Source organism: Paraburkholderia sp. IW21, from assembly GCF_041321145.1.
In the GTDB taxonomy this organism is placed as follows: Bacteria; Pseudomonadota; Gammaproteobacteria; order Burkholderiales; family Burkholderiaceae; genus Paraburkholderia.
The window spans coordinates 151,954-176,508 of record NZ_JBGGWA010000010.1; the positions used below are offsets into that span (position 1 = coordinate 151,954).

Genomic DNA, 24,555 nt, shown 5'->3' on the forward strand with positions numbered 1-24,555 from the left:
GTTTAGCGCGCCGGCAGCGGCAAACACACGGCGAGCCACGCGGGCGGCGTCGGTGCAAGCTGCAGCGCGATCGGCGTATAGCGTCCGTCGAGACGCGCCGCCAGGTGAAACAGTTCCGTCGCGTTCTTCGGATCCCATTGGCCCGAATAGCCGGACAAACCGGCCTCGCGACGTTTGGCATCGAACGGGACGTTCGAATGCACGAATTCTTCATGCGTCTTGCTGCCGGCCGCATAGGGCGCCAGCCAGTTGAGCGCGGCCTCCAGCGACGCGCCGTTCGCGCCCTTTTCCGGCAGCCAGTTGCGATTGTGGCGGCGCGCGGCGACCGCGGCGGTCACGAGCGGCTGCAGATCGTAGGTGACGTAATGCAGCGCATCTCGCTCACCGAAGTCGAACGTCGAGCCGTCCGGCGCGATATTGTCGGCAATATGCTCGTCGAACAGACGTTGCGCCGCGTTGACCATTTTGCGGTTGTCGAGCGTGAATGCGGCCATCGAGATCAACTTGATCCGGTGGCTCTGCCAGTTGTTCTTAAACGTGCCCTTGAGGGGGCGCGGCTGTGCGTCGATCTGTGCGATGTAACCGTTCGCGAGCTTCGTCAGAAACGCCATTGATGCGTTGCGCGTCTTCACGGGCAACGCGCTCGCGGTCATGTCGTAGGCGAGAATCAGGCCTTCGAAACGCGTTTCGTCGATCGGATTGAAGCTGGGCTGATAGGTCGTGACCCACGCATACAGAAAGCGGTCGACCAACTTCAGATAACGCTCGTCGCTGGTCGCACGCCATGCGAGCGCGGCATTGCGCAGCAGATCGAGATCTTTCTCAGCCTCCACACTTTGATCGTAGATGCCCTCGTGCGGCAGCGTACCTTCGGTATGCAGTTTCGCCAGCGCATGCGGCTGGTCGTTCAGATGCGCCAGCACGTTGCTGACCAGCGCCTTGACGCCGGGATCGGCGTTCGTGCGTTCGCTGGTTTGCAGCGCGGGCGCCGCGCAAAAATTCATCGCGGCTTGCGCCTGCCTCAGCGGCAGCAGCACGGCTGCGCCGGCCAGCAATAGCGTGCACGCCTGCTGCCACGTCTGGGCCTGCCGTGCTTCGGTCCGGCTTTGCATCAATCGCACCTTTCGCGCCATGCGAAACTCCTCGTTAGGCTGATTCGGTGTGTGATGTTAGCCGGTTGCGGACACAAGCGACAGAACCGCGGACAGAACCGCGCAACGCCTGCTTACAACGGTCAGGCGACGCGCGGTCGCGGCCGCGCTTACTCGTAGTCGGCGATCGGCACGCAGGAGCAGAACAGATTGCGGTCGCCGTACACGTTGTCCGCACGGCCAACCGGCGGCCAGTACTTCTTCGCGATCAGGGTGGGCAGCGGATACGCGGCGGTTTCGCGCGCATACGCATGCTTCCAGTCGTTCGCGATGACCACCGCTGCCGTGTGCGGCGCGTGCTTCAGCGGATTGTCCTCGCGGTCCGAGCGGCCTTCTTCGACGGCGCGGATTTCCTCGCGGATCGCGATCATTGCTTCGATGAAGCGGTCGAGTTCTTCCTTCGATTCCGATTCGGTCGGCTCGACCATCAGCGTGCCCGGCACCGGGAAGCTCATGGTCGGCGCGTGGAAGCCGTAGTCGGCGAGGCGCTTGGCGACGTCGTCGACGGTGATGCCGCTGGTGTCCTTGATCGGACGCAGATCGAGAATGCACTCGTGCGCCACCAGTCCACCCGGGCCCGAATACAGCACCGGATAATGCGGCGCCAGCTTCTTCGCGACGTAGTTCGCGTTGAGGATCGCGGTTTCGGTAGCGGCCGTGAGGTTCTTCGCGCCCATCATCGCGATGTACATCCACGAGATCGGCAGGATCGAAGCGGAGCCGTACGGTGCGCCCGACACTGCGCCGATACCATTCGGCGCGCGCTCATAGCCCGACGAGGTCTGATTCGGCAGAAACTGCGCGAGATGCGCGCCGACCGCGACCGGGCCGACGCCCGGTCCGCCGCCGCCGTGCGGAATGCAGAACGTCTTGTGCAGGTTCAGGTGCGAGACGTCGCCGCCGAACTGACCCGGCGCGCACAGGCCGACCATTGCGTTCATGTTTGCGCCGTCCACATAGACCTGGCCGCCGTGCGCATGCACGATCTCGCAGATCTCGCGCACGTTCGCCTCGAACACGCCGTGCGTCGACGGATACGTGATCATGATCGCCGCGAGCTTGTCGGCGTGCTGATCGGCTTTCTTCTTCAGGTCTTCGGTATCGACGTTGCCTTGCGCGTCGCATGCCACCACGACGACCTGCATGCCGGCCATTTGCGCCGACGCCGGGTTCGTGCCGTGCGCCGATGCGGGAATCAGGCAGACGTCGCGATGCGCTTCGCCGCGCGACGCGTGGTAGGCGTGGATGATCAGCAGGCCGGCGTATTCGCCCTGCGAGCCGGCGTTCGGTTGCAGCGACACCGCCGCATAACCCGTGGCCGCAACCAGCATCTCTTCGAGCTGATCGATCATTTCGCGGTAGCCGACGGTTTGCTCCGCCGGTGCGAACGGATGGATCTGGCCGAATTCGGGCCACGTGACCGGCAGCATTTCCGACGTTGCGTTCAGCTTCATCGTGCACGAGCCGAGCGGGATCATCGAGCGGTCGAGTGCGAGGTCCTTGTCCGACAGGCTGCGCAGATAGCGCAGCATTTCCGTTTCGGAATGGTGGCGGTTGAAGACGTGGTGCGTGAGATATGCGCTGGTGCGTTCCAGTGCGGGCGGCACTGATGCGGTGTTCGAAGCGGCGATGGCCGAATCGAGCGCATCGACCTGCGGCACGTCCTTCGCACCTGCGGCTTCTGCGAACACGGCGAGCAGATCGGCCAGATCGCGACGCGAGGTGGTTTCATCGATCGACAGACCGACTTGCGTGTCGCTTACACGGCGCAGGTTGATGCGCTTCGCTTTCGCGGCGTCGTGCAGCGCTTGCGTGCGTACACCGCTTTCGAACGTCAGCGTATCGAAGAACGTTTCGTTGACGAGTGTGTAGCCGAGTTGCTTCGCGCCTTCCGCCAGCAACGCAGCGATACGGTTCACGCGCAGCGCGATCGTCTTCAGCCCGTGCGGGCCGTGATATACCGCGTACATGCTGGCCATGATCGCGAGCAGCGCTTGCGCGGTACACACGTTCGAGGTCGCCTTCTCGCGGCGGATATGTTGTTCCCGCGTTTGCAGCGCGAGGCGCAGCGCGGGATTGCCTTGCGCATCGACGGTCACGCCGACCAGACGGCCCGGCATCTGGCGCTTGAATTCGTCGCGCACGGCGAGGTAAGCCGCATGCGGACCGCCGAAGCCAACCGGCACGCCGAAACGCTGCGTGTTTCCGACGGCCACGTCCGCGCCCCATTCGCCCGGCGGCGTGAGGACGGTCAGCGCGAGCAGGTCGGCGGCGACCACCACATGGCCGCCCGCGGCGTGGATGGCGTCGGCCAGCGCGCGGTAGTCGCGCACATCGCCGTTCACGCCCGGGTATTGCAGCAGCACGCCGAACGCATTCGCGTTCGGGGCTTCCGCCGCCGGGCCCACTTTCACTTCGATGCCGACCGGCATGGCGCGCGTCTTCACCACTTCGATGGTTTGCGGCAGCACGTCGTCGGCCACAAAGAACACGTTCGACTTCGGCTTGCCGATGCGTTGCAGCAGCGTCATCGCTTCCGCAGCGGCCGTGGCTTCGTCGAGCAGCGACGCGTTCGAGATCGCCAGACCCGTCAGGTCGACGATCATCTGCTGGAAGTTCAGCAGGGCTTCCAGACGGCCTTGCGAGATTTCCGGCTGATACGGCGTGTACGCGGTGTACCACGCCGGATTTTCCAGCACGTTACGCAGGATCACCGTGGGGGTGTGCGCGTTGTAATAGCCTTGCCCGATGTACGAGCGGAACACCTGGTTCTTGTCCGCCAGCTCACGCAGCGCGGCGAGCGCTTCGGCTTCGCTTTTCGGTTGCTTGAAGGGCCCGAGCGGCAGCGGCTCGGTGCGGCGGATCGTCTTCGGAATGACGGCGTCGATCAGCGCGGCGCGCGAGGCAAAGCCAAGGGCTTCGAGCATCGCATGCTGGTCGGCCGAATCCGGGCCGATGTGCCGTTCGGCGAAGGCGTCATGCACTTCGAGCGCGGCGAGCGAGAGAGGAGTGCGGTTCATCAGACGATCCGGGTGTTCGAGCTTCATGAGGTGTTCCTGCCGGTGCGGGCGTCGTTTCGACAATTGAAGCGGACGCGCCGCACCTGTCGGGTTTAAACGTAATGGTGAAACTTGCGATGAATCAGGCGCCGATCGACTTCGTATACGCGTCGGCGTCCATCAGGCGGTCCAGCGATGCGTCCGCGGCCGGCTTGATCTTGAAGAGCCAGCTGTCGTACGGCGCGGTGTTGACGCCATCCGGTGTGTCGGCGACGGCCGGGTTCGCTTCGATGATTTCGCCCGAAACCGGCGCGTAGATATCGGAGGCGGCTTTTACCGACTCGATCACGGCGACGGTGTCGCCTGCCGTGACGGTCTTGCCCAGTTCCTGGACTTCGAAGAAGACGATATCGCCGAGCGCTTCCTGCGCGTGGTCGGTGATGCCGACCGTCAGCGTGCCGTCCGCTTCAGTGCGGACCCATTCGTGCGATTCGGTATATTTCAGATCGGCCGGGATGCTCATCGGATGCTCCTATGCGGTGTGATTCGGTAATGATTTAAAAGTGGTGACGCACGCGCCGGCTGCTTAAACCGCGAGCACTTTGCCGTTGCGCACGAACGGCAGTTTTACCACGCTTGCGGGGACGTTTTTGTCACGAATCTGGACGTGAACGGTATCGCCCGGCTGCACGCCTTTCGGCACCCGCGCGAAGGCGATCGATTCCTGCATCGTCGGGGAAAAAGTGCCGCTGGTGATTTCGCCTTCGCCCTGCGGCGTGACGACTTTCTGATGAGCACGCAGCACGCCTGCCGCCTTGCCGTTTTCCTTCAACAGGATCAGGCCGACGAAAGCGGCCTGCGAGCCGTCGGCTTCAAGTTTGCCCTTGCCGACGAAGTCGCGCGGCGAGGTCAGGTCGACGGTCCATGCGAGGCCGGCGTCCAAAGGCGAGACGTTGTCGTCCATATCCTGGCCGTACAGATTCATGCCGGCTTCGAGGCGTAGCGTGTCGCGCGCGCCGAGACCCGCGGGGCGCACGCCTTGCGCTTGCAGCGCGTTCCACAGCGCTTCGACGTGATCCGCCGGGACGATGATTTCGAAGCCGTCTTCGCCGGTGTAGCCAGTGCGGGCGACGGTCAATTCACCGAACGGCGTCTCGGCGACGCGCGCCGCGTTGAAGGGTTTCAAAGTTTCAGTGGCGGCACGTGCGGACGGCACGGTTTGCCAGACTTTTTCGCGTGCATTCGGGCCTTGCACGGCGACGATCGCGTAATCGCGGCGCGGCGTGATAGTCAGTCCGAAACTGCCTTCGGCGTTGAGCTGGCCGAACCAGGCGATGTCTTTGTCGGCGGTGCCGGCGTTGACGACCACGCGGAAATGATCTTCGCCGAAGTAATAGACGATCAGATCGTCGATCACGCCGCCGTTCGGATTCAGCAGACAGGAATAGAGCGCGCGGCCGGGCGTTTGCAGCTTGGCGACGTTGTTGGCCAGCGCATATTCGAAGAAAGCGCGCACGCGCTCGCCGGTGAAATCGACGACGCACATGTGCGAGACGTCGAACATGCCGGCGTCGGTGCGCACGGCGCGGTGTTCGTCGATCTGCGAGCCGTAGTTGACGGGCATGTCCCAGCCGCCGAAATCGACCATGCGGGCGTTATGTGCACGATGGGTGGCGTTGAGCGGGGTGTGTTTGAGTTCGGTCATGGGGCCTCGGGCATCTCGAGAAACAAAAAAGGCCATGCGGCGCCAAGCCTCGCGGCTGATGCCTGCGAGCGGTGCGTTGCATGACCCCTCTGTCCTCGATACCTGAGAGATTGCGCCGCCGTGAGGACGTTGCTTCGTCACGGTGAGACGCGCGCCCCTTCGGTGGGCAGCCTGCCAAATCTGCTCGATGTAGACGACGCAGACGGCTACTGCCGCTCTCCAGAGTGCGAAAAACCTGGGCCTGATGTTGCCTTGACGCGGGTTTTTCGACGCGGTCGGTCCTTTTGCCTGAGAGTTTGCGGGTGTGCCCCTTCGGCGGCGCGGCCTGCGGTTTTCTGCGGCCAGCACGCTCTCCCGACGCGTGCGGCGAATGTACGCGAGGGCCGGGGGCTTGTCAAATAAAGGCCCGCAAGGGGCGTGGCCGTTGGTGCGGCGGCTTCGCGCAGGTCAAAAAAAACGCGGGACGTGATGCCCGCGCTCGGTCTGCTTCAGGTGCCTTTACGTCGCGATTATTCGCCGATGGCGTGAGCGGCGTTGTCCAGTTCCTGGTTCAGCACGCGCTGTTCGTCGCCGGACAGGCCGCCGCCGTGTTGCGCGGCCATGTCGTGGGCTTCCTGACGGATCACGTCGAGCCGATGATGCAGGGCGCCGCCTTGCGGGGGCGGATAGTAGCCCTGGCTGACGCGGGCGTCGATGCGGCGGCGCAGGTTGTCGATACGGCCGTCGACCTGATGGAGCCGCTGATCCGCGATTTGCTGCGGGTTAGGGCGCGGCGCCGGCGCGGGTTGGGGCGCCACCACGCAGGCGGCCAGTGAGGTGAGCAGAGCGCATGCGACTAGCGCGCGGACGATACGGGGCATGGACTCTCCGGAAGTCATTGTCGTTTTGTGGTGCTGCTGGGGTAGCAACGGATTACTGCGGCTTCGCGCTGACCGGGGAGGCGGCGTTATTTGTAACGTTATGTTCCTTTCGGAGTTGTCAGGAATTTGCTTGAAAGCTCAGCGAATGCGTTCGAACGGCAAGCGAACGCCTTCCTCCGAGCTTCGGGCCGCAAGCTCGATAACCGTCATCACGTCGACCGCATCCTGAGCGCTGACCGGAAATTTCACGCCGTTTTGAATGGCATCGGCCAAGGCAATATAAAAGCCAACATATTCCCCATGACGGGTAGGCAGTTCCCGCTCGACGTCCTGGTCGCCTTCCTGAACGCGCAGCACCCCCGCCGCGTTGCCGGCGCCAAAGCCTTCATCGCCAGGCCGCAGTCCAGCCTTCAACTGATCTTCCTGCGTATCGAGCCCATATTTCACATAGCTCCCGCGCGTGCCGTGAATCGCGAACCTCGGCGCGACCAGCGCAGTCAACGCGCTCGCGTGCAACACCACCTCGAACTCTCCGTACCCCAATTGAATATGCACGTAGTCCGGCGCGCTGGCCTGATCGCGATGCGTTCGCACCGTCGCGGAAACTGTCGCCGGGGCGCCGAACAATGCCAGCGCCTGGTCGATCAAATGCGGGCCAAGATCAAACAGCAAGCCGCCGCCGCGCGAAGCCTCCTCGCGCCACCGCTGCCGAACCTCGGGCCGGAAACGGTCGAAATGCGATTCGTATTGCGTGATGCGCCCCAACTCTCCGCTGGCGAGCAGATCCCGCACGGTGAGGAAATCACCGTCCCAGCGGCGGTTGTGGAAAGGCACGAACAGCTTGCTGCGGGCCAGTGCGATGTTGGCAAGCGTGTGAGCATCGGCGGCAGTCAGCGTGACCGGTTTGTCGACCACCACATGCTTGCCCGCTTCCAGCGTGCGGCGCGCCAGGTCGAAGTGCGTGTCATTGGGCGTCGCGATCACGACGCACTCGACTTCTTCGAGCGCGAGCAACGCGTCGAGATCGGCCACTACCTTCGCGTGCGGGTAATCGGCCAGCGCGCGCTCGGGCTGACCGGTCGCGATGGCCGCGACGCCCGCCCGCCCGCAATGCTCGATCACCGGCGCATGAAAGGTCGCGCCAGCAAAACCGTAACCCATCAATCCAATCTTCAGCGATGCGGACATGCGTGTCTTCCTGCAAAAACGGCGCGCCGCTTTGCCACCGCGGCGATGGCGCGCAACAGCGTAATTGTGGCATGTCCCGAAGGCGGACTGTCGGCCTCGTCGTGGGCGTCGGTCGCAGTCATCCGTCGCGGTCATCCGTTGCAGTCATCCGTGTTAACATCGCTCCTCTCGCGCGGGAACGCAGCGGGCCGGAACACCCTCGCAGCACGTGGGGCGCCTGTTTCAGCCGCTGGCACCGCGCAGCATGCCCCCGGGCCTTCGGTCTCGCGACTCCGCACCCAAGCGCCCTCAACCGCATTACCCATCCACAGACGATGTCCGCAGGCCTGAACCCCGCTCAAAATGAAGCGGTCCGTTATCTTGACGGCCCGTGTCTCGTGCTCGCCGGCGCAGGCAGCGGCAAGACGCGCGTGATCACGCAGAAAATCGCGCACCTGATCGAAGCCAAAGGCTTCGAGCCGCGCCACATTGCTGCCGTCACGTTCACGAACAAGGCCGCGGCGGAAATGCGCGAGCGCGTCGGCAAGCTGCTCGAAGGCAAGACGCTCACCACGCCCGGCAAGGAAGGCCGCAAAGTGCCCGTCAATCAGTTGACGGTCTGCACCTTCCACTCGCTCGGCGTGCAGATTCTGCGGCAGGAAGCGGAACACGTCGGCCTGAAGCCGCAGTTCTCGATCATGGATTCGGACGACTGCTTCGGTATGATCCAGGAGCAGGTCGGCTCGACGGACAAGGGCCTTATCCGCAAGATCCAGTCGATCATCTCGCTGTGGAAAAACGGCCTGATCATGCCGGAAGAAGCGATCGCGATCGCCGCGAATGAGGACGAGCATCAGGCCGCGATCGTCTACCGCAATTATGTGGCGACGTTGCATGCGTATCAGGCGGTCGATTTCGACGACCTGATCCGTCTGCCGGCCGAGCTCTTCGCGAAGAACGAGCAGGTGCGCGACCGCTGGCAAAACAAGCTGCGCTATCTGCTGATCGACGAGTATCAGGACACCAACGCCTGCCAGTATGAGTTGCTGAAGCAACTCGCCGGTCCGCGCGCCGCGTTCACCGCGGTGGGCGACGACGATCAGGCCATCTACGGCTGGCGCGGCGCGACTTTGGAAAATCTCGCGCAGCTCGGCAAGGATTTCCCGAAGCTGCATCTGGTGAAGCTCGAGCAGAACTACCGCTCGACGGTGCGCATTCTCACCGCCGCGAACAACGTGATCGCGAACAACCCGAAGCTGTTCGAAAAGAAGCTCTGGTCCGAACACGGCATGGGCGACACGATCACCGTCACGCCTTGCAACGACGAAGAACACGAAGCCGAATCCGTCGTGTTTCGCCTGTCGGCGCACAAGTTCGAGCGGCGCGCGAAGTTCCGCGACTACGCGATCCTGTATCGCGGCAATTTCCAGGCGCGCATCTTCGAACAGGTGCTGCGGCGTGAGCGGATTCCGTACGTGCTGTCCGGCGGGCAATCGTTCTTCGACAAAGCCGAGATCAAGGATATCTGCGCGTATCTGCGCCTGATCGCCAACGCCAACGACGACCCCGCGTTCATCCGCGCGATCACCACACCGCGCCGCGGCGTCGGCAATACGACGCTCGAAGCGCTCGGCTCGTTCGCGGGCCAGGCGAAAGTGTCGCTGTTCGAAGCGGTTTACATGGGCGGCATCGAGGCGCGCTTGTCGCCGCGTCAGATTGAACCGATGCGCGTGTTCTGCGACTTCATGCAACGCCTCACCGATCGCGCCGAGAAAGATGCCGCCGGCACGCTGCTCGACGAACTGATGGACGCGATCCACTACGAATCCTATCTGTACGACGCATTCGACGAACGTCAGGCGCAGTCGAAGTGGCAGAACGTGCTGGAGTTCACGGAATGGTTGAAGCGCAAAGGCACCAAGGCTGAGCCCGAGGGGTCGGCGGGTTCCGGGAAGGGCGAAGCAACCGGCTACGACACCGCCGCCGGCTTTGGCGACACCGGCAAGAATCTGCTCGGCCTGATCCAGACCGTCGCGCTGATGTCGATGCTCGAAGGCCGCGAAGAAGATCCGGATGCGGTGCGGCTTTCGACGGTGCACGGCTCGAAGGGGCTGGAGTATCCGCACGTGTTTCTGGTGGGCGTCGAAGAAGGCATCATGCCGCACCGCGGCGGCCCCGACGACGAGCCGATCGACGACGCGCGCATCGAGGAAGAACGCCGTCTGATGTACGTCGCGATCACGCGGGCGCAGCGCAGCCTGCATCTGAACTGGTGCAAGAAGCGCAAGCGGGCGCGCGAAACGGTGGTGTGCGAGCCGTCGCGCTTCATCCCGGAGATGCTGCTCGACGACGCTCCGCCGCCGACGCCCGAAGAAGCGCCGATGTCGCCGAAAGACCGGCTCGCGAGTTTGAAGGCGCTGTTGCAGAAGCCTTGAAGGTTGGAGCGAACGTGAGCGCATGCGCGTTTTACGTCGCTTGCTCGGAGCACTTCGGCGTTGGCATTTGTCGAAGCGTTCAGCCGTCCCGCAACTGCATCAGCCGGCACCTAAATCAGCAGCGCATAAAAACGCATCACGCATGAAAAAAATCCCTGCTCGTGTTGCCACGGTGCAGGGATTTTTTCGTTCTACTTCAACCGCCGGAAGCGGCTTATTTCACTGCGCTGACCATGTAATCGACGGCGGCCTTCACATCCGCATCGGAGGCGGTCGAGCCACCTTTGGGCGGCATGGCGCCCTTGCCATGCAGCGCGTAGTTGTAGACCGTGTCGATCGGGTCTTTCAGGCGCGGCGCCCAGGCTTCCTTATCGCCGAACTTCGGTGCGTTCAGCACGCCGGCCGCGTGACACGCCTGGCAAACTTGCTGATACAGCGCCTTGCCGGCTTGCGAGGCGTCCGCGGTTTGCGTTCCACCGGCTGCCGGCGCGGCGGCCTGCGGCACGCTCGCCATGGCCGCCATTGCGGCTGCAGCTTGCGCGGCTCCCGCGTCCGACGCACCCGCTGGCGCCGCTGCGGGTGCGCCCGAGGCGGCCGCCGCAGCGCCCGCTGCCGGTTGCGCGGGTTCCGGGAAGCTCGCGCCGGAATTGTTCGCCATGTAAACCACCGCGCGGGCGATTTCGAAGTCGCTGTAGTCGTCGGGGCTGGTGCCGCCGCGCGGGGGCATCGCGCCCTTGCCGGCGAGCGCCGTGTGCCACAGCGTGTCGAAACCTTGGGCGATGCGCGGTGCCCAGTCGGCGGTATTGGTGAATTTCGGCGCACCTGCCGCACCCGCCGCGTGACACGCGGAGCAAACGGCCTTGTAGACCTCTTCGCCAGTCTTGTAGACGCGCGGTGCATTGGCATCGCGAATGTCGACTTGAGCGAATGGCTTGATGCGCGCGTTGACTTCGGCTTCGGAGAGACTATCTGTGCCGGCGCCAGTGCGCGTCGAATTATCGACGTAGATTACTAGCAGAACGATGATGACGATCGGTACCGCAAAACTGGCAATGATCGCGGCAATGAGCTGCCCGGGGGTTTTGATCGGTGCTCCGTGTGGTGCTTCGCTCATGCTTGTCTCGTCTCCGTGGGTATGTGAGCGGTACAGCGTGACGGCAACTTCTTGTTCTTGATTCAGGCACGGATGATTATAGACGCAAGGTTTCGACGGCGGCGAGGGGCTCGGCGACGTGTTCAGGAGGCGTTTACCCGCATCGCGGGGCGCTTCCGGCATCGCCCGGAAAGCGCCGAGTCCCGTCATGCAGGCCGTCCGGTGGACGGTTTGGCCGAAACCGGGTATCCTTTCGGTCTCGCTTTGGCGTCGCTCCTGTTCAGGTTGCCGCGCTTTCGTGTTGAAGCGCCCGTAGCTCAATGGATAGAGTACTGCCCTCCGAAGGCAGGGGTTGCTGGTTCGATCCCAGCCGGGCGCACCAATTCTGGTCGAGTTCCAACGCGATTCCCCGCTTCTGCTTCCTGGTTTGTTTCGCGCAGTCCTTCCGCGAACGACAGCCGCCATCATGACCACCTGTCGCCCGCCGGTTTCAACTAGCCGTCACCCTGTCACACCCTGACCAGCAGCTTCCCGAGATTCTTCCCCTCGAACAAACTATTCAGCGCCTGAGGCAACGCGTCGAAACCATCGACATACGTCTCCTGATAAACGATCTCCCCGCTCTTCACCCACGGCGCGACCGTCTGCAGCATCTCGTCCATCCGATGCATAAAATCACGCGCCAGAATCCCCTGGATCGTCGCACGCTGAAACAACATGTGTTGCAGGAAGCGCGGCGCAAGGTCCGGCGTATCGAGACCGCCGTCGTATTGAGCAATCGCTCCGCAGATCACGATCCGCGCGCGGCGCTTGATGAGCGGAATCACCGCATCAGTGACCATGCCGCCCACATTGTCGAAATACACATCGACGCCACCAGTCGCCGCCTGCAGCGCTGACTGTAAGCCTTCGAGCGTGGGATGCGCCCGGTAGTCGACCGCGCCGTCGAGCTTGAGCGTGTCAGTCAAAAACGCGCACTTGTCCGGGCCGCCCGCGATCCCGATGACGCGGCACCCTGCACGTTTGCCGAACTGCGCGACCAGTGAACCGACCGCGCCTGCCGCACCCGACACCACGAGCGTGTCGCCCGGGCGCGGCTTGCCCGCCTCCATCAAGCCGAACCACGCCGTGCGTCCCGGCATGCCGAGCACCCCGAGCGCGGTCGAAACCGGCGCGGCGTCCGGGTCGAGCCGCGTCAGTTCGCTGTGATGACACTTGGCATACAGCTGCCAGCCGCTATACGCCGACACCCAGTCGCCTTGCTTGAAAAGCGGACTCGCCGACGCCACCACTTCACCGGCCACGCCCGCCCGCTGCACGATACCGAGCGGATGCGGCACGTCGTAGGTATTGCGTTCGTGCTGCTGGATACGAATGTAAGGATCGACGCTGACGATACGCGCCCGGATCAACACCTCATTCGACGACAAATTGGCGTCGAGCTCGCTTTCGCGCAACTCGTAATGCTCATCGCCGACGCGTCCTTCGGGGCGCTTGACGTAAAACCACTGGCGATTTTGATAACTCATGTGAAGACTCATTGCTGTCGTAGACGGTGAGCGATCTTACCAGCGCAGTGAGCGTCTCAAGCCAGATCCTCAAGCTTGTTGAAAGCCGCACATCCCGTTAGAATCCCCCGGTCACTGGGGAGTAGCCTTCCTTCATTCCTTGAAGGAGAGCGCGTCAACATACTTGGCCTGCGGGTCATGGCGCGTTCGACCGGGTCGGTTTGGCGAGACCATTGGCGTACTGCTTCGTTCTGGTCGGACGGGTGGCGGTGCGTCATTGGTTCGTCATCTACGTCCGACCGCGGAGTTGCCCTGTGAAATATCGTTGTACCCTGCCAGTCCCTCCATTTGGTCGTCGTCGTCCGTCGCGCCGCTTGCCCTTTGCATGCCCAGGGAGCCGCGCATGACCGGTCTCGTGTTCGAACTCGCCATCATGCTGGTCGTCATTCTGGTGGCGGCCGAGCTCTTCACCAATGCGCTGGAACATCTCGGCGAGCGCCTGAATATCTCCGAGGGCGTGACGGGCTCACTGTTCGCGGCGGTCGGCACCGCGTTGCCCGAAACCCTCGTCCCGCTGCTCGCGATTGCCGGCGGCACGGCCGATAGCGCGGTCAATCAGGAGATCGGCGTTGGCGCCATTCTCGGCGCGCCGCTGATGCTCTCCACCCTCTCCACTTTCCTGATGACGCTCGCGATTCTCGGCTCGCGCGGCGCCAAAGGCTGGGTCATGCCGGAGCGCACGGGTTTTACGCGCGATCTGAACTACTTCCTGTGTGCCTTCGTGCTGGCGGCTGCCGCGATGTACGTGCCGCATGAACAGATGATCGTACGGGCGCTCTTTAGCGCGGCGCTGGTCGGCGTCTACATCACCTATGTGGTGATGACATTTCGCGCATCGAACCAACTGGTCGATGCGGGTCACGGCACCGAAGCGGCGGGCAAGATGCTGTTGGCGCGCCTCGGTGTGCCAACCAACCTCGCAACCATCGCGGTGCAACTGTTACTGGCTGTCGCATTGCTGGTGTGGGGGGCGGAAGGCTTCATTCACGGTGTACGGGGCGTCTCGCAGGTGCTCGGCATCTCGCCGCTGCTGCTGTCGCTGCTGATCATTCCGATCGCTACCGAATTGCCGGAGAAGGTCAACAGCATCCTGTGGATTCGCCGCGGCAAGGACACGCTCGCGTTCGGCAACATCACCGGCGCGATGGTGTTTCAAGGCACCTTGCTGCCCGCGATCGGGATTCTGCTGACGCCCTGGACGCCGCGCATCGAAGTGGTGACCGGCATCGTGATCACGCTCGCCTCCGCCGCGTGGCTGCGGATCAACGTGCGCGAGCGCGGCGTGCCGGTGTGGGCACTGCTGGTGTGCGGCGTGCTGTATGCCAGTTATCTGGTGATCACGTTGACCCGCTGAGCGAGCAATTCGAGCATCGGCTGATACGCGAGGTCGGCGTACAGCCGGTTAAAGCGCGCGTCGCTCGCGGAGTCGAACCATTGGCGCACGAGCGCGGCGTGACGGTGCAAGCTGAAAGAACCACAACGGTCAAAGCAAAGCAATGCAGTACCAGTGCACCGAGCGAATCATGAGGCCTCGTAAAAGGAGTGAGTCGAACTTTAAGCGAGCGCCAGTCTAATCGGGTAAAGCGGTTATTGCAGTCTCTGCGGATTTTTTGCGGCAGCAGCATTTCCCGTTCGGCCGCGTCAATTGCGCGCAGGGAGTTAGGCCTGTCCGAAATAACTAAAAACCGCATGCGGACATGGCGAAAAGATGCCAATTGAATTCGAGAAAAAGTGCATATGGCTTTGATTCGGCGTTCCTTTCGATCATGTTACAATTTTATCTCTGTAAATTTGGGATAACGTTTGCTAATATTCCGCAACGACGCAGTTGATGGAATTTTTTACCGACCGCTGGCTTCGTTTTGTGTTGCGTCTCTCTTGTTCAAGGAGCGTCCATGCACGCCCAATATGCCGTCGTATTGCTTTTCCAGATTGTTCGAGAGACTTAGCGCGATTTAATCGCGCGCCTCATCTGCTTTACATCTTTTACCCGGTCGCGCGTGGCTGCCGGGTGGGCGAACGCGTGCCCGAAACTAATTAGAAAATACGAACGCTATTTCTCTTTGCTTTATGTGCATTGGGTAAAGGAATGCGTTCGCCTATAAGAAGTGCCCATAGACGAGGTATGAGAATGGGTTGCAAGTGCGTGGCTTGGTCTGCAGCGTTATATGCCGCTTCGGTGGTATTGTCGCCGGCGTTCGCTCAGGCATCGGCTGACGAAGCCAATAAAAGTAATAACCCACTCAATCTGGCTGCCTCATTCAATATCCAGAATTACTACACGCCGAGTGTGTTCGGCGCGAGCGCGCACACCAACGATCTGCTGCTGCGTCCCACCGTGCCGATCGGCCCGAACAGCTTGATCGGCGTGCCGGAAATCTTCCGCGCCACCGTGCCGGTCAGCACTCGCCCCGACCCGCGCGGAGGCTATAACACCGGCCTCGGCGACCTGAACCTGTTCGACATCTTCCTGCTCTCGCAAGGCGACGTGCAGATCGGCGTGGGTCCGCTCGTGACCATGCCGACAGCGACCGATCCGAGCCTCGGCACAGGCAAGTGGCAAGCGGGCCTTGCCGCTGTCGCCGTCAGCGCGACGAAGGCGCGGCTTGTCGGGGCGCTGGTGCAATGGCAGCACTCTTTCGCCGGACAAAGCAGCCGGCCGACCACGCAGTCCCTCACCGCGCAACCGTTCGGCATTTTCAACCTGCCGGGCGGCTGGTACATCCGCTCGACCGGCACGTGGACTTTCGACCTGCAGCACGGCAGCTACTACATTCCGGTCGGCCTCGGCGTCGGCAAGGCGTGGAAGGGCGGTTCGACGATCTATAACGCGTTCATTGAACCGCAGTACTCCGTCGCCCATTCTGGCGCGGGTGTACCGAAGTTCACGATCTTCGCCGGCCTGAACATGACGTTCGGCAAATAGACCAGGACCTGAGAGAGATTGGACATGACGTTTATCCAACCCATGTCGCCCGGCGTGGGCCGCGCATCGAACGGGTTGCCGGCGCCGGCCGGCACCTACGACCTGATCACCCGTATCTACGGCCCCGATCAGGCCGCGCCCAACGGCAGCTGGAAATTCCCCGAGCCGAAAAAGCGCTAAGCCGCGCATGGACGAACCGGACAAGGATATGAACAGGAAAACCGCGACCTGGGTCACGGCTGCCGTGCTGGCGTCGGTCGCCGCACCCATTCTGGCGAAGACACAGCAGGGCCAGCCGGCCCATGCGGCGGCTGCCGCGGCGTCCGTGCCGGGCCCCGTGGCCGGCTACGCGATCTCCGAGGCATATGCCCGGCTGGTGGCGCGCCAGACGTACTTCTGGGCGTGGCCGCTGGTGAACGTCTACGGCCGTTTGTTGGCGATGAAGCAGGTGCCGCAGCCGGGTCTGAATGGTGGCATCGTGCCAGTCGCACCGCCCAATCATCTGTCGATGCTGCGCGACTATATCCAGCCGCAGGAGCGTTTTGTCGCGTGCCCGAATCAGGATGTGGTCTACGGCTCCGCGATCCTGGATCTGAACCGCACGCCGGTGGTCGTCCAGGTGCCCGATTTCGGTAAACGCTTCTGGGTCTATCAGGCCGTCGATTTGCGTACCGACGGTTTCGCGAGTCTCGGCAAGATGTACGGCACGCGGCCGGGCTTCTATTTGTTAGCCGGTCCCGACTGGCACGGCCAGGTGCCGAAGGGCATTCGCCAGGTGTTCCGCTCGTCGACCGGAGTCGGCAGCTTTATTCCGCGCGTTTTCATGGACGACACGCCGCAAGATCGCGCGGCCGTGCAATCGGTGCTTGCGAAGGTCGGCCTGTATCCGCTCGCGGAATATAACGGCAAGGTCAAGGAGACCGACTGGTCGAAGCTGCCGAGCTTCGGTGCAGCCGACGGCGCGGGCGGCAATGCCGAAGAGATCAAGTGGGTCGATCCCAACCGTTTCTGGGACCAACTGCCCACGGTGCTGGACGAGGCGCCGCCGCAGCGCGGCGAAGAAGCACTCTACGCGCAGGCGCGCGCGGTGATCGCGGCGGCGCGGAAAGATCCGGCGCTCAAGGCCGCTATTGTCGACGAGGCGGCCAGGGCCGAGACGGATCTGGTCACGCCGCTGTTCAACTTCAACACCTTCGGCAAGCGGCTGCCCGCCAACTGGAACTCGATCAGCAACGGCGCCGCATTCGGCACGGACTACTACACGCGCACGGCCGTGGCGAAGTCGAACATCTTCGTCAACAAGCCTAACGAGACAAAGTATTTCTACGCCGACGCCGACGCATCTGGTGGACGCCTCGATGGCAACGCACGCTACACCGTGACGTTTGCCAAGGAGAGTTTGCCGCCAGTTAAAGGCTTCTGGTCGCTGACGTTATACAACTCGCACCACTTCTTTTCGCCGAACGCGCAGAACCGCTACTCGCTCGGCACCAAGAACCAGGACCTGAAGTTCAATGACGACGGCTCGTTGACGCTCTACGTGCAGAACACGAGTCCCGCCGACGACAAACTCGCCAACTGGCTGCCGGCGCCGGCCAATGAAGCGTTCTCGCTGTATATACGCGCCTATTGGCCGCAGCAACCGGTAATCGACGGCAGCTGGACGCCGCCACCGATCAAGCGCGAACCGTGAGGAACGCGCCGTCGTGCAGGCACGCGGCCTGCGGCCGCAGTCCGTCCACACCTTGTTCCGCTGAGTGAGAATGCGGAAAACCCAATTTAATGAGGATGACTATGCGTCGCCCAAACCGTTTTTCCGCAAGCCGGTCACGCGCCAGGTTGTACGCGGGCGCGCTTCTTACCACCGTCGGCGTGGGTCTCTCACAGCAAGGGTGGGCCACTGAAGGTGGCCTTGGCAGGCCGATCACCGGCCAGCAGGTCACGCCGTACGCCGGTGTCGTGCCGCCTACCAGTGACTGGATCGTGTCGGCCACCACCATCTATTACGAAGGCTCGCTGGGCGCAAGCAAGACGATTCCCATTGCGGGCCAGATCACGGCCGGCGTCGACGTGACAGCCATGTACACCATCGTCAATGCGGTCAAGACGTGGGGCATCACCGCGGGCGGCTGGAACTTCGCATCCACGTTCGGGGTGCCGTTCCAGTACACCGACATCTCGTCGTTTCACGGCCGTCTGCCAAACGACCGCAACACCCAGTTCGCCGACATCTTCTTCACGCCGGTGGTGGCCGGCTATCACCTGACCAAGACCGACCACATTGCGCTGAGCGTGCAGATTTATGCGCCGACCGGCGCGTACAGCATGCGACGGCTTGCCAATGCCGGCCAGAACACATGGACCTTCACGCCGACGGTCGCCTACACGAAGCTGTTTCCGAAAGAAGAGATCGAGCTGTCGCTGAACTACGGCGTCGAGTTCTACACGCCCAACAACGACACGCACTATCACAACGCGCCGGTCAGCGTACTCGACCTGCTGGCGCTCAAGCGTTTCGGTGGCTGGGGCGTGGGTGTGGTGGGTGGCTATATCCAGCAGATCGGCCATGACAGCGGTGGACTTGCCGATGCCACCGGTGGCAACCAGGGGCATTCGGTCGGTATCGGGCCAATGGTCACCTGGTCGGGCAAGCTCCAGAAAACGCCGGTGTCGGCGTCGCTGCGCTGGGTCAACGAGTTCAACGTCAGCAACCGGCCGAAGGGGAATGCGGTGGAGCTGTCGGTCAGTGCCACCTTCCAGTAACGGACGATGCGCCCGTTGTCCCGCCATTCCGTGCGTCTGTCGTTTTCCGGCGGCGCCGCAACGCCCATCGAGGCCGCCGCGCCCCGCAGCCGCGGGCTGCGCGTCTCGGCGGTGGTCGCGGCGTTGCTGCTCATGTCGATCCACGGCCACGCGGAGTCGAAATTCACCGACCCCGAAGACGGCGCATTCGACCTGAGCGACCTGCTCCTGACGCATCGCGGCGTATTGCCTGTACCGACGCTGATTACCGAGCCGGCGGTCGGCTACGGTCTCGGTCTCGGCCTGCTCTACTTTTCGCTGCCAAAGAAAAGTGCCGACGCGCCCGGTGCTTCCAAAGCGCCGCCGAACATCACGGGCCTCGGCGGCTTCGCGACCGGCACGCATAGCTGGGGCGTCGGTCTGATGCACTTTCACACATGGGACGACGACCACATCCGCTACCTCGGCGTAATCGGCAAGGTGGGGCTGCATCTGAACTACTACGGCATCCTGAATCAGCCGCGTGCCTACCAGCTGGACGGCATCGCGCTCGTGCAGCAGATACTGTTCAGGCTCGGCAACAGTCATTGGTATGTCGGCCCGCGCTATACCTTCTTCGACGCGAGTACACGTTTCGGTCCGGTCATTCCGGAGGGCATTCACTCGTTCGAGAAAGACCAGCGCGTCGCCAAGGGCGGCGTGGTGGTCGATTACGACACACGCGACAACATGTTCTATCCCTCGAGCGGCACCTATGCCGAGCTCGAAGCAGACCTTGCACGAGGCGGCCTCGGCAGTTCGACCAACTTTCAGGAGCAGACCGCCCGTGGCTACCAGTGGATTCCGCTGTCGAAGAGCTGGGTCCTCGGTCTGCGTGCCGATACCGGCTTCTCGCAGGGAAACATTCCGTTTTTCGCGCAGCCGTACGTGTCGCTGCGCGGCGTGTCCGACGCGAAGTTCCAGGACAACAACCAGCTTACCGCCGAAGCCGAAATCCGCTGGAACCTGACACCGCGCTGGTCGGTGCTCGGCTTCGGCGGCGTCGGCAAAGCGTATGGCCATCTGCATTCGTTTTCGGATGCCCCCACCGCCTTCGGTTTCGGAACCGGCTTTCGCTATCTGATTGCGCGCAAGCTCGGCGTGACGATGGGCATCGACGTCGCGCACGGGCCTGGGCAGAACGCGTTTTACGTGCAGGTGGGCAGCGCCTGGCGCTGATTCGAACGAGCGGCGCTGATGGTTCGCAGTTCACAGAGGAGACGGGGCATCCGCCCGGTATTCGTTGGTACGCCGGGTTGAAGCAAGCCGCGATTCGATGTTGTTTAGTTCGGCAGGTGCCGATGTTTTGTTGATTCGAGGAAATGACGATGGAAAAACAAAGACGCTATCAGCGGCTCACCGCTGTCACGATTGCTGTCGCGACGCTTTGCATGGCGCACGCAGCCGTCTCGCAAACGGCCGCACCGAACAAGGAGGCCACCGTGATCACGAAGCAGGAGAACGCGGAGGTCTACAAGCAACTGCCGTTCGACGACAAGCAGGACTTTGAAGACGCACAGCGCGGTTTCATCGCGACCATTCCGAACGGCGTTATCAAGACCGACGACGGCGGCATCAGCTGGAGTTTGAACAAGTACAAGTTCCTGGAAGGCCAGGCGCCGGATACGGTGAACCCGAGCCTGTGGCGCAACGCCCAGCTCAACATGTTCAACGGCCTGTTCAAGGTCACCGATCACGTCTACCAGGTGCGCGGCCTCGATCTGGCGAACATGACGATCGTCGAGGGCGAGAACGGCATCATCATCATCGACGTGCTGGTCACCAGAGAGGCGGCACGCGCCGCGCTCGACCTGTACTACCAGCATCGTCCGAAGAAGCCGGTGCTGGCCGTGATCTATACGCACAGCCACGCCGACCACTACGGCGGCGTAAAGGGTGTGGTCGACGAAGCAGACGTGAAGAGCGGCAAGGTGAAGATCATCGCGCCGGAAGGTTTCCTCGCCGAAGCCGTCAGCGAAAACGTGTTCGCCGGTAATGCGATGGGGCGTCGCACGCTTTATCAATACGGCGCCTTCCTGCCGCCCAGCCCGCGCGGCCAGATCGACGCCGGCCTCGGCAAGACCACCTCGTTCGGCACGCTCGGCCTGATCGCGCCGACCGATACGATCAGCAAGACGGGCGAGACGCGCACCATCGGCGGAGTGCAGTTCGAATTCCAGATGGCGCCGGGCACGGAAGCGCCGTCCGAAATGCTGATCTACATGCCGCAGTTCAAGGTGCTCGATACCGCCGAAGACACGACGCATACGTTGCACAACCTCTACACGTTGCGTGGCGCGCAGGTGCGCGATGCGTCGAACTGGTGGAAGGTGCTGAACGAAGCAATCGTTCGTTACGGCGACAGGACCGACGTCGTGATCTCGCAGCATCAGTGGCCGACGTGGGGGCAGGAGCGGGCGGTCAGCTATATCGCCGGGACTCGCGACATGTTCAAGTACCTCCACGATCAGTCGCTGCGCCTCGCGAACGAGGGCTACACGATGACGGAGATCGGCGAGCAGATTCAGGTGCCGGATTCCATCGGCAAGAAGTGGTACAACCGCGGCTATTACGGCTCGGTGAATCACGATTCGAAGGCGGTGTACCAGCGCTATCTCGGCTGGTACGACTCGAATCCGGCGAACCTGCATCCGTTGCCGCCGGAACAGGAGTCGAAGGAATTCGTGCGTTACATGGGCGGCGCGGATGCCGTGATGGCGAAGGCGAAGCAGGACTTCGACAAGGGCAACTACCGCTGGGTCGCCACCGCGATGAACAAGGTGGTGTTCGCCGATCCGCAGAACAAGGCAGCGCGCAATCTCGAAGCGGACGCGCTGGAACAGCTCGGCTACCAGACCGAAAACCCGACGTGGCGTAACGAATATCTGATGGGCGCCTATGAACTGCGCAACGGCGTGCCGAAGGTGCCGGGCGTGAACACCGTTACGCCGGATGCGGTGGCGGCGATGAACCCGTCGTTGCTGCTGGACTACATGGGCATTCGCCTGAACGGTCCGAAGGCGAGCGGCAAGCATACGACCATCAACTGGGAGCTCGGCAACGGCGAGAAGTACGCAATCGAGTTGCGCAATTCGGTGCTGATCTACACGCCGAACGCGACGCTGCCGAATGCTGACGCCACGCTGACCATGAGCAAGGACGCGTTTGCATCGCTGCTGATGGGCGGCCAGACGCTCGACAAGGAAACGCAGTCGGGTCGGGCCAAGGTGGCCGGTGATTCGCAGAAGGTGACTGAACTGTTCAGCATGCTGGACAGCTTCAATCCGATGTTCAACATCGTGACGCCGTAACAGTCTGCCTTGCAGAAGGTGTGGGCGGCTCGGCTTGCAGCGAGCCGCCCGTGCCGATGTTCTCGACTCGCCGATGTTTATGCTGAAGGAAACGTGTGCCATGAAGACCACGATGAAGCGATCCTTGCTGCTGCTCGCCGGCGTCTGCACGTCGCTGGCGGTGACGCTCGCCACGCCTGCGCAGGCGCTCGCCGCCGCCGCGGTGCAGCCCGCATTGCATCCCCTTCCGACCGCGTGGCCGCGCGATTTTGACAGCGCGGAGCAGCGCATCGAGCTGTATCAGCCGCAGGTGGAAGTGTGGCAGGGCAACCGGATCGAAGGCCGCGCGGCCTTCGCGGTCGGCGCGAAGAGCGCCACGCCGAACTACGGTGTCGCGCATTTCACGGCGCGCGCCGAAATCGACAAGGCCAGCTCGACGGTGCAACTGCTCGATATCGTTTTCGACCAGGTCGACATGCCGGCGACACCCGGTGCCGCCGCCGGCGTGAAAACGGCCTTGCAGGCGCGGGTACCTGAAGACGGCCTCACCACCTCGCTCGAGCAGTTGCAGGCCAGTTACGCCAGCACCCACGAAGGCGGCGAACCGGGCCTCGCGGTGCAGAACAACGTACCCAACATCATCTTTGCCGAACGGCCCACGTTGCTCGTGCTGGTGGACGGCGACGCGAACTGGCGCGCGTTCGGCGATACGCATTATCAACGCCTGATCAACACGCGCGCGATGCTGCTTAGAGACACGACCGGCACGTTGCATCTGAACGCCGCGGGCTACTGGTACGACGCGCCCGCGCTCGATGGTCCATGGCATCTGAATGCAGCGCCGCCGCGTGAGCTGGTCGCCGCGGCGAAAAACGCGCAGACGAATCTGAAGTCCGACCCGATGTTGCCCGCCGACGGCAAGAAGCCTGCACAGGCGCCGGACGTGGTGGTTGCCGCGCAGCCGGCGGAGCTGGTGGTGACGAACGGCAAGCCGGCGTTGCAACCGGTGAAGGGCGTGAATCTGCTCTCCGTCACCAACGCCGACCACGCCCTGTTTGTCGAACCGCGCGACAACCGTTACTACCTGCTGCTGTCGGGCCGCTGGTTCAGCGCGGCCGGTTTGAAAGGCCCGTGGGCCTTTGTCGACGGTAAGAACCTGCCCGCCGATTTCGCGAAGATCGCCGCCGACGATCCGCATGCGAACGCGCTCGTCTCCGTGCCCGGCACGCCGCAGGCCAAAGAGGCGGCAATTGCCGCAACCATCCCGCAGACCGCGGCCGTGTCGCGCAAGACCACCACGCTGAAGGTCGTTTATGACGGCGCGCCGAAGTTCGTCGGCATCGCGGGCACATCGCTCTCGTATGCGGTGAACACGGCGACGCCGGTGATCGAGACCGCGCCTTCGCAATTCTTCGCCGTCGCCAACGGGATCTGGTTCACCGCGAGCGCGGCGAGTGGGCCGTGGCACGTCGCCGATACCGTGCCGGCCGCGATCTATACGATTCCGGCGGCGTCGCCCGTGCATTACGTGACATACGTCCACGTCTATTCGGCGACGCCGGATACGGTGGTGGTCGGTTATACGCCGGGCTACATGGGCGTGGTCGTCAATGCGGACGGCACAGTTGTGTATGGCACCGGCTATGTGTACGCGCCGTATGTCGGCGACGTCTATTACGGCTATCCGGCCACCTATGGCTACGGCGCGGGCTTCGCGCTCGGCACTACGGTGGGCTTCGCCTTCGGCTTTGCGATCGGCGCCACGTGGGGCGCACCGTCGCCGTACTGGGGACCGTATTGGGGCGGCGGTCCGTGGAGCTGGCAATACGCGAACGTCAACCAGGCGAATATCTACGGCCGCTGGGGGCAGGGCACCGTCACTCATGCGAGCGGCTGGAACGGTTGGACCGGCAATAGCTGGGCCGGCTCGGCCGCATCGGGTTTCAATCCGTACACCGGCGGCCATTTCCAGGCGAGCCGCGGCGCGGTCGAGAATGCGTACAACGGCAACTTCGCGGCCGGCCGGCAAGGCTCGTTCAGTAATCCGTCGACGGGACGCAGCGGCGCGGCGCGCGGCGGCGTGGTAGGCAACGAAGCCACCGGCGATTACGCGGCAGGCAGACAGCGCGCCGGCTACAACGCGCAGACGGGCCGCTACGGCGCGGCCGGCGCCGGCGTGACCGGCAATGCGTATTCAGGCGACCACGAGGCGGGCACGCGCGGTGTGGTGGGCAACAAGGACACCGGGCGCGCCGTCGCGTGGAATAACGGCAACGTGTATGCGGGCAGCGACGGCAACGTCTACCGGCATCAGCAAGGCGGCGGCTGGGAGCAACACGGCGCCGACGGCTGGCAGCCGGTTCAGCCGAGCGCGAGTCAGACGCAACGGCTCGACTCGCTCAAGCAGGGACATGATCTTGGGAATGCGCGGGCAAGCGGGCAGTTTCAGGCGCAGCGGCACTTCGGCGGCGGGGGCGGGCGGTTCAGGCGGTGAGGCGCACGCCGGCTGGTCGGAGGCAGATCACCTACTCGCTGTCACGCGAGGAACTCGTTGCTCATCACCGGCGGCAGGGTGAGCTT

17 protein-coding genes, 1 tRNA gene and 3 riboswitches are annotated in these 24,555 nt (G+C 63.1%); of the genes, 10 read left to right on the forward strand and 8 right to left on the reverse strand.

Translation table 11 applies throughout. The annotated features are described in order from the left end of the window. Positions 1-2: 2 nt before the first annotated feature. The 6 genes from ACAX43_RS23150 to ACAX43_RS23175 form a co-directional block, all read right to left on the reverse strand. On the reverse strand, positions 3-1,133 hold the full coding sequence (locus ACAX43_RS23150) for an alginate lyase family protein (protein ID WP_370710736.1): 1,131 nt from the start codon (positions 1,131-1,133) through the stop codon (positions 3-5). A 128-nt stretch (positions 1,134-1,261) separates the two neighbouring features. Beyond that, entirely contained in the window at positions 1,262-4,198 is a 2,937-nt protein-coding gene (gcvP, locus tag ACAX43_RS23155; protein ID WP_370710737.1) for an aminomethyl-transferring glycine dehydrogenase, read from the reverse strand. A 94-nt stretch (positions 4,199-4,292) separates the two neighbouring features. Continuing rightward, positions 4,293-4,673, reverse strand: coding sequence for a glycine cleavage system protein GcvH (gene gcvH / locus ACAX43_RS23160; protein WP_370710738.1), 381 nt, complete (start codon positions 4,671-4,673; stop codon positions 4,293-4,295). A gap of 63 nt (positions 4,674-4,736) precedes the next feature. Next, on the reverse strand, positions 4,737-5,855 hold the full coding sequence (gcvT, locus tag ACAX43_RS23165) for a glycine cleavage system aminomethyltransferase GcvT (protein WP_370710739.1): 1,119 nt from the start codon (positions 5,853-5,855) through the stop codon (positions 4,737-4,739). 79 nt (positions 5,856-5,934) lie between these two features. Beyond that, a riboswitch (glycine riboswitch) is annotated at positions 5,935-6,088 on the reverse strand. 32 nt (positions 6,089-6,120) lie between these two features. Beyond that, positions 6,121-6,222: riboswitch (glycine riboswitch) on the reverse strand. Positions 6,223-6,364: 142 nt separating this feature from the next. Then, on the reverse strand, positions 6,365-6,715 hold the full coding sequence (locus ACAX43_RS23170; protein WP_370710740.1) for a hypothetical protein: 351 nt from the start codon (positions 6,713-6,715) through the stop codon (positions 6,365-6,367). Between the two features lie 138 nt (positions 6,716-6,853). Further along, positions 6,854-7,903, reverse strand: coding sequence for an oxidoreductase (locus ACAX43_RS23175; protein WP_370710741.1), 1,050 nt, complete (start codon positions 7,901-7,903; stop codon positions 6,854-6,856). Between the two features lie 314 nt (positions 7,904-8,217). Here ACAX43_RS23175 and ACAX43_RS23180 point away from each other — a divergent pair, with 314 nt between their 5' ends. Further along, positions 8,218-10,317, forward strand: a complete 2,100-nt coding sequence (locus tag ACAX43_RS23180; protein ID WP_370710742.1) for a UvrD-helicase domain-containing protein — start codon at positions 8,218-8,220, stop codon at positions 10,315-10,317. A 214-nt stretch (positions 10,318-10,531) separates the two neighbouring features. Here the strand turns inward: ACAX43_RS23180 and ACAX43_RS23185 are convergent, their stop codons facing one another. Then, a complete protein-coding gene (locus tag ACAX43_RS23185) occupies positions 10,532-11,431 on the reverse strand; it encodes a cytochrome c5 family protein (RefSeq protein WP_370710743.1) in 900 nt (299 codons plus the stop codon). 285 nt (positions 11,432-11,716) lie between these two features. Here ACAX43_RS23185 and ACAX43_RS23190 point away from each other — a divergent pair. Further along, positions 11,717-11,792, forward strand: a tRNA-Arg gene (locus tag ACAX43_RS23190). Between the two features lie 127 nt (positions 11,793-11,919). Here the strand turns inward: ACAX43_RS23190 and ACAX43_RS23195 are convergent. Next, entirely contained in the window at positions 11,920-12,939 is a 1,020-nt protein-coding gene (locus tag ACAX43_RS23195) for an NADP-dependent oxidoreductase (protein ID WP_370710744.1), read from the reverse strand. Positions 12,940-13,043: 104 nt separating this feature from the next. Beyond that, positions 13,044-13,215, forward strand: a riboswitch (yybP-ykoY riboswitch). A gap of 106 nt (positions 13,216-13,321) precedes the next feature. Here ACAX43_RS23195 and ACAX43_RS23200 point away from each other — a divergent pair. The 8 genes from ACAX43_RS23200 to ACAX43_RS23235 all read left to right on the forward strand — a co-directional run bounded on the left by ACAX43_RS23200 (position 13,322) and on the right by ACAX43_RS23235 (position 24,469). After that, positions 13,322-14,332, forward strand: a complete 1,011-nt coding sequence (locus ACAX43_RS23200) for a sodium:calcium antiporter (RefSeq protein ID WP_370710745.1) — start codon at positions 13,322-13,324, stop codon at positions 14,330-14,332. A 792-nt stretch (positions 14,333-15,124) separates the two neighbouring features. Then, positions 15,125-15,904 carry a hypothetical protein gene (locus ACAX43_RS23205; RefSeq protein WP_370710746.1) on the forward strand — a complete coding sequence of 260 codons (780 nt, stop codon included), beginning with the start codon at positions 15,125-15,127 and terminating at the stop codon, positions 15,902-15,904. Positions 15,905-15,928: 24 nt separating this feature from the next. Then, positions 15,929-16,084 carry a hypothetical protein gene (locus ACAX43_RS23210; RefSeq protein ID WP_370710747.1) on the forward strand — a complete coding sequence of 52 codons (156 nt, stop codon included), beginning with the start codon at positions 15,929-15,931 and terminating at the stop codon, positions 16,082-16,084. A 28-nt stretch (positions 16,085-16,112) separates the two neighbouring features. Continuing rightward, positions 16,113-17,597 carry a DUF1254 domain-containing protein gene (locus tag ACAX43_RS23215; RefSeq protein WP_370710748.1) on the forward strand — a complete coding sequence of 495 codons (1,485 nt, stop codon included), beginning with the start codon at positions 16,113-16,115 and terminating at the stop codon, positions 17,595-17,597. A 101-nt stretch (positions 17,598-17,698) separates the two neighbouring features. Continuing rightward, entirely contained in the window at positions 17,699-18,667 is a 969-nt protein-coding gene (locus ACAX43_RS23220; RefSeq protein ID WP_370710749.1) for a transporter, read from the forward strand. Positions 18,668-18,682: 15 nt separating this feature from the next. Beyond that, positions 18,683-19,864, forward strand: coding sequence for a BamA/TamA family outer membrane protein (locus ACAX43_RS23225; RefSeq protein WP_370710750.1), 1,182 nt, complete (start codon positions 18,683-18,685; stop codon positions 19,862-19,864). Between the two features lie 149 nt (positions 19,865-20,013). Further along, complete coding sequence (locus tag ACAX43_RS23230; RefSeq protein WP_370710751.1) at positions 20,014-21,996, forward strand: alkyl/aryl-sulfatase; 1,983 nt, start codon at positions 20,014-20,016, stop codon at positions 21,994-21,996. 100 nt (positions 21,997-22,096) lie between these two features. Beyond that, positions 22,097-24,469: a carbohydrate-binding family V/XII gene (locus ACAX43_RS23235; protein WP_370710752.1), complete on the forward strand. Its 2,373-nt coding sequence runs from the start codon at positions 22,097-22,099 to the stop codon at positions 24,467-24,469. The last annotated feature ends 86 nt before the right edge of the window (positions 24,470-24,555 follow it).

Coding starts and splice junctions, on each gene's coding strand:
- ACAX43_RS23200 (WP_370710745.1), top strand. CDS start 13,322: ATGACCGGTCTCGTGTTCGAACTCGCCATCATGCTGGTCGTCATTCTG.
- ACAX43_RS23150 (WP_370710736.1), bottom strand. CDS start 1,133: ATGGCGCGAAAGGTGCGATTGATGCAAAGCCGGACCGAAGCACGGCAG.
- ACAX43_RS23235 (WP_370710752.1), top strand. CDS start 22,097: ATGAAGACCACGATGAAGCGATCCTTGCTGCTGCTCGCCGGCGTCTGC.
- ACAX43_RS23215 (WP_370710748.1), top strand. CDS start 16,113: ATGAACAGGAAAACCGCGACCTGGGTCACGGCTGCCGTGCTGGCGTCG.
- ACAX43_RS23220 (WP_370710749.1), top strand. CDS start 17,699: ATGCGTCGCCCAAACCGTTTTTCCGCAAGCCGGTCACGCGCCAGGTTG.
- gcvP (WP_370710737.1), bottom strand. CDS start 4,198: ATGAAGCTCGAACACCCGGATCGTCTGATGAACCGCACTCCTCTCTCG.
- ACAX43_RS23230 (WP_370710751.1), top strand. CDS start 20,014: ATGGAAAAACAAAGACGCTATCAGCGGCTCACCGCTGTCACGATTGCT.
- ACAX43_RS23170 (WP_370710740.1), bottom strand. CDS start 6,715: ATGCCCCGTATCGTCCGCGCGCTAGTCGCATGCGCTCTGCTCACCTCA.
- ACAX43_RS23175 (WP_370710741.1), bottom strand. CDS start 7,903: ATGTCCGCATCGCTGAAGATTGGATTGATGGGTTACGGTTTTGCTGGC.
- ACAX43_RS23210 (WP_370710747.1), top strand. CDS start 15,929: ATGACGTTTATCCAACCCATGTCGCCCGGCGTGGGCCGCGCATCGAAC.
- ACAX43_RS23195 (WP_370710744.1), bottom strand. CDS start 12,939: ATGAGTTATCAAAATCGCCAGTGGTTTTACGTCAAGCGCCCCGAAGGA.
- gcvT (WP_370710739.1), bottom strand. CDS start 5,855: ATGACCGAACTCAAACACACCCCGCTCAACGCCACCCATCGTGCACAT.
- ACAX43_RS23180 (WP_370710742.1), top strand. CDS start 8,218: ATGTCCGCAGGCCTGAACCCCGCTCAAAATGAAGCGGTCCGTTATCTT.
- ACAX43_RS23185 (WP_370710743.1), bottom strand. CDS start 11,431: ATGAGCGAAGCACCACACGGAGCACCGATCAAAACCCCCGGGCAGCTC.
- gcvH (WP_370710738.1), bottom strand. CDS start 4,673: ATGAGCATCCCGGCCGATCTGAAATATACCGAATCGCACGAATGGGTC.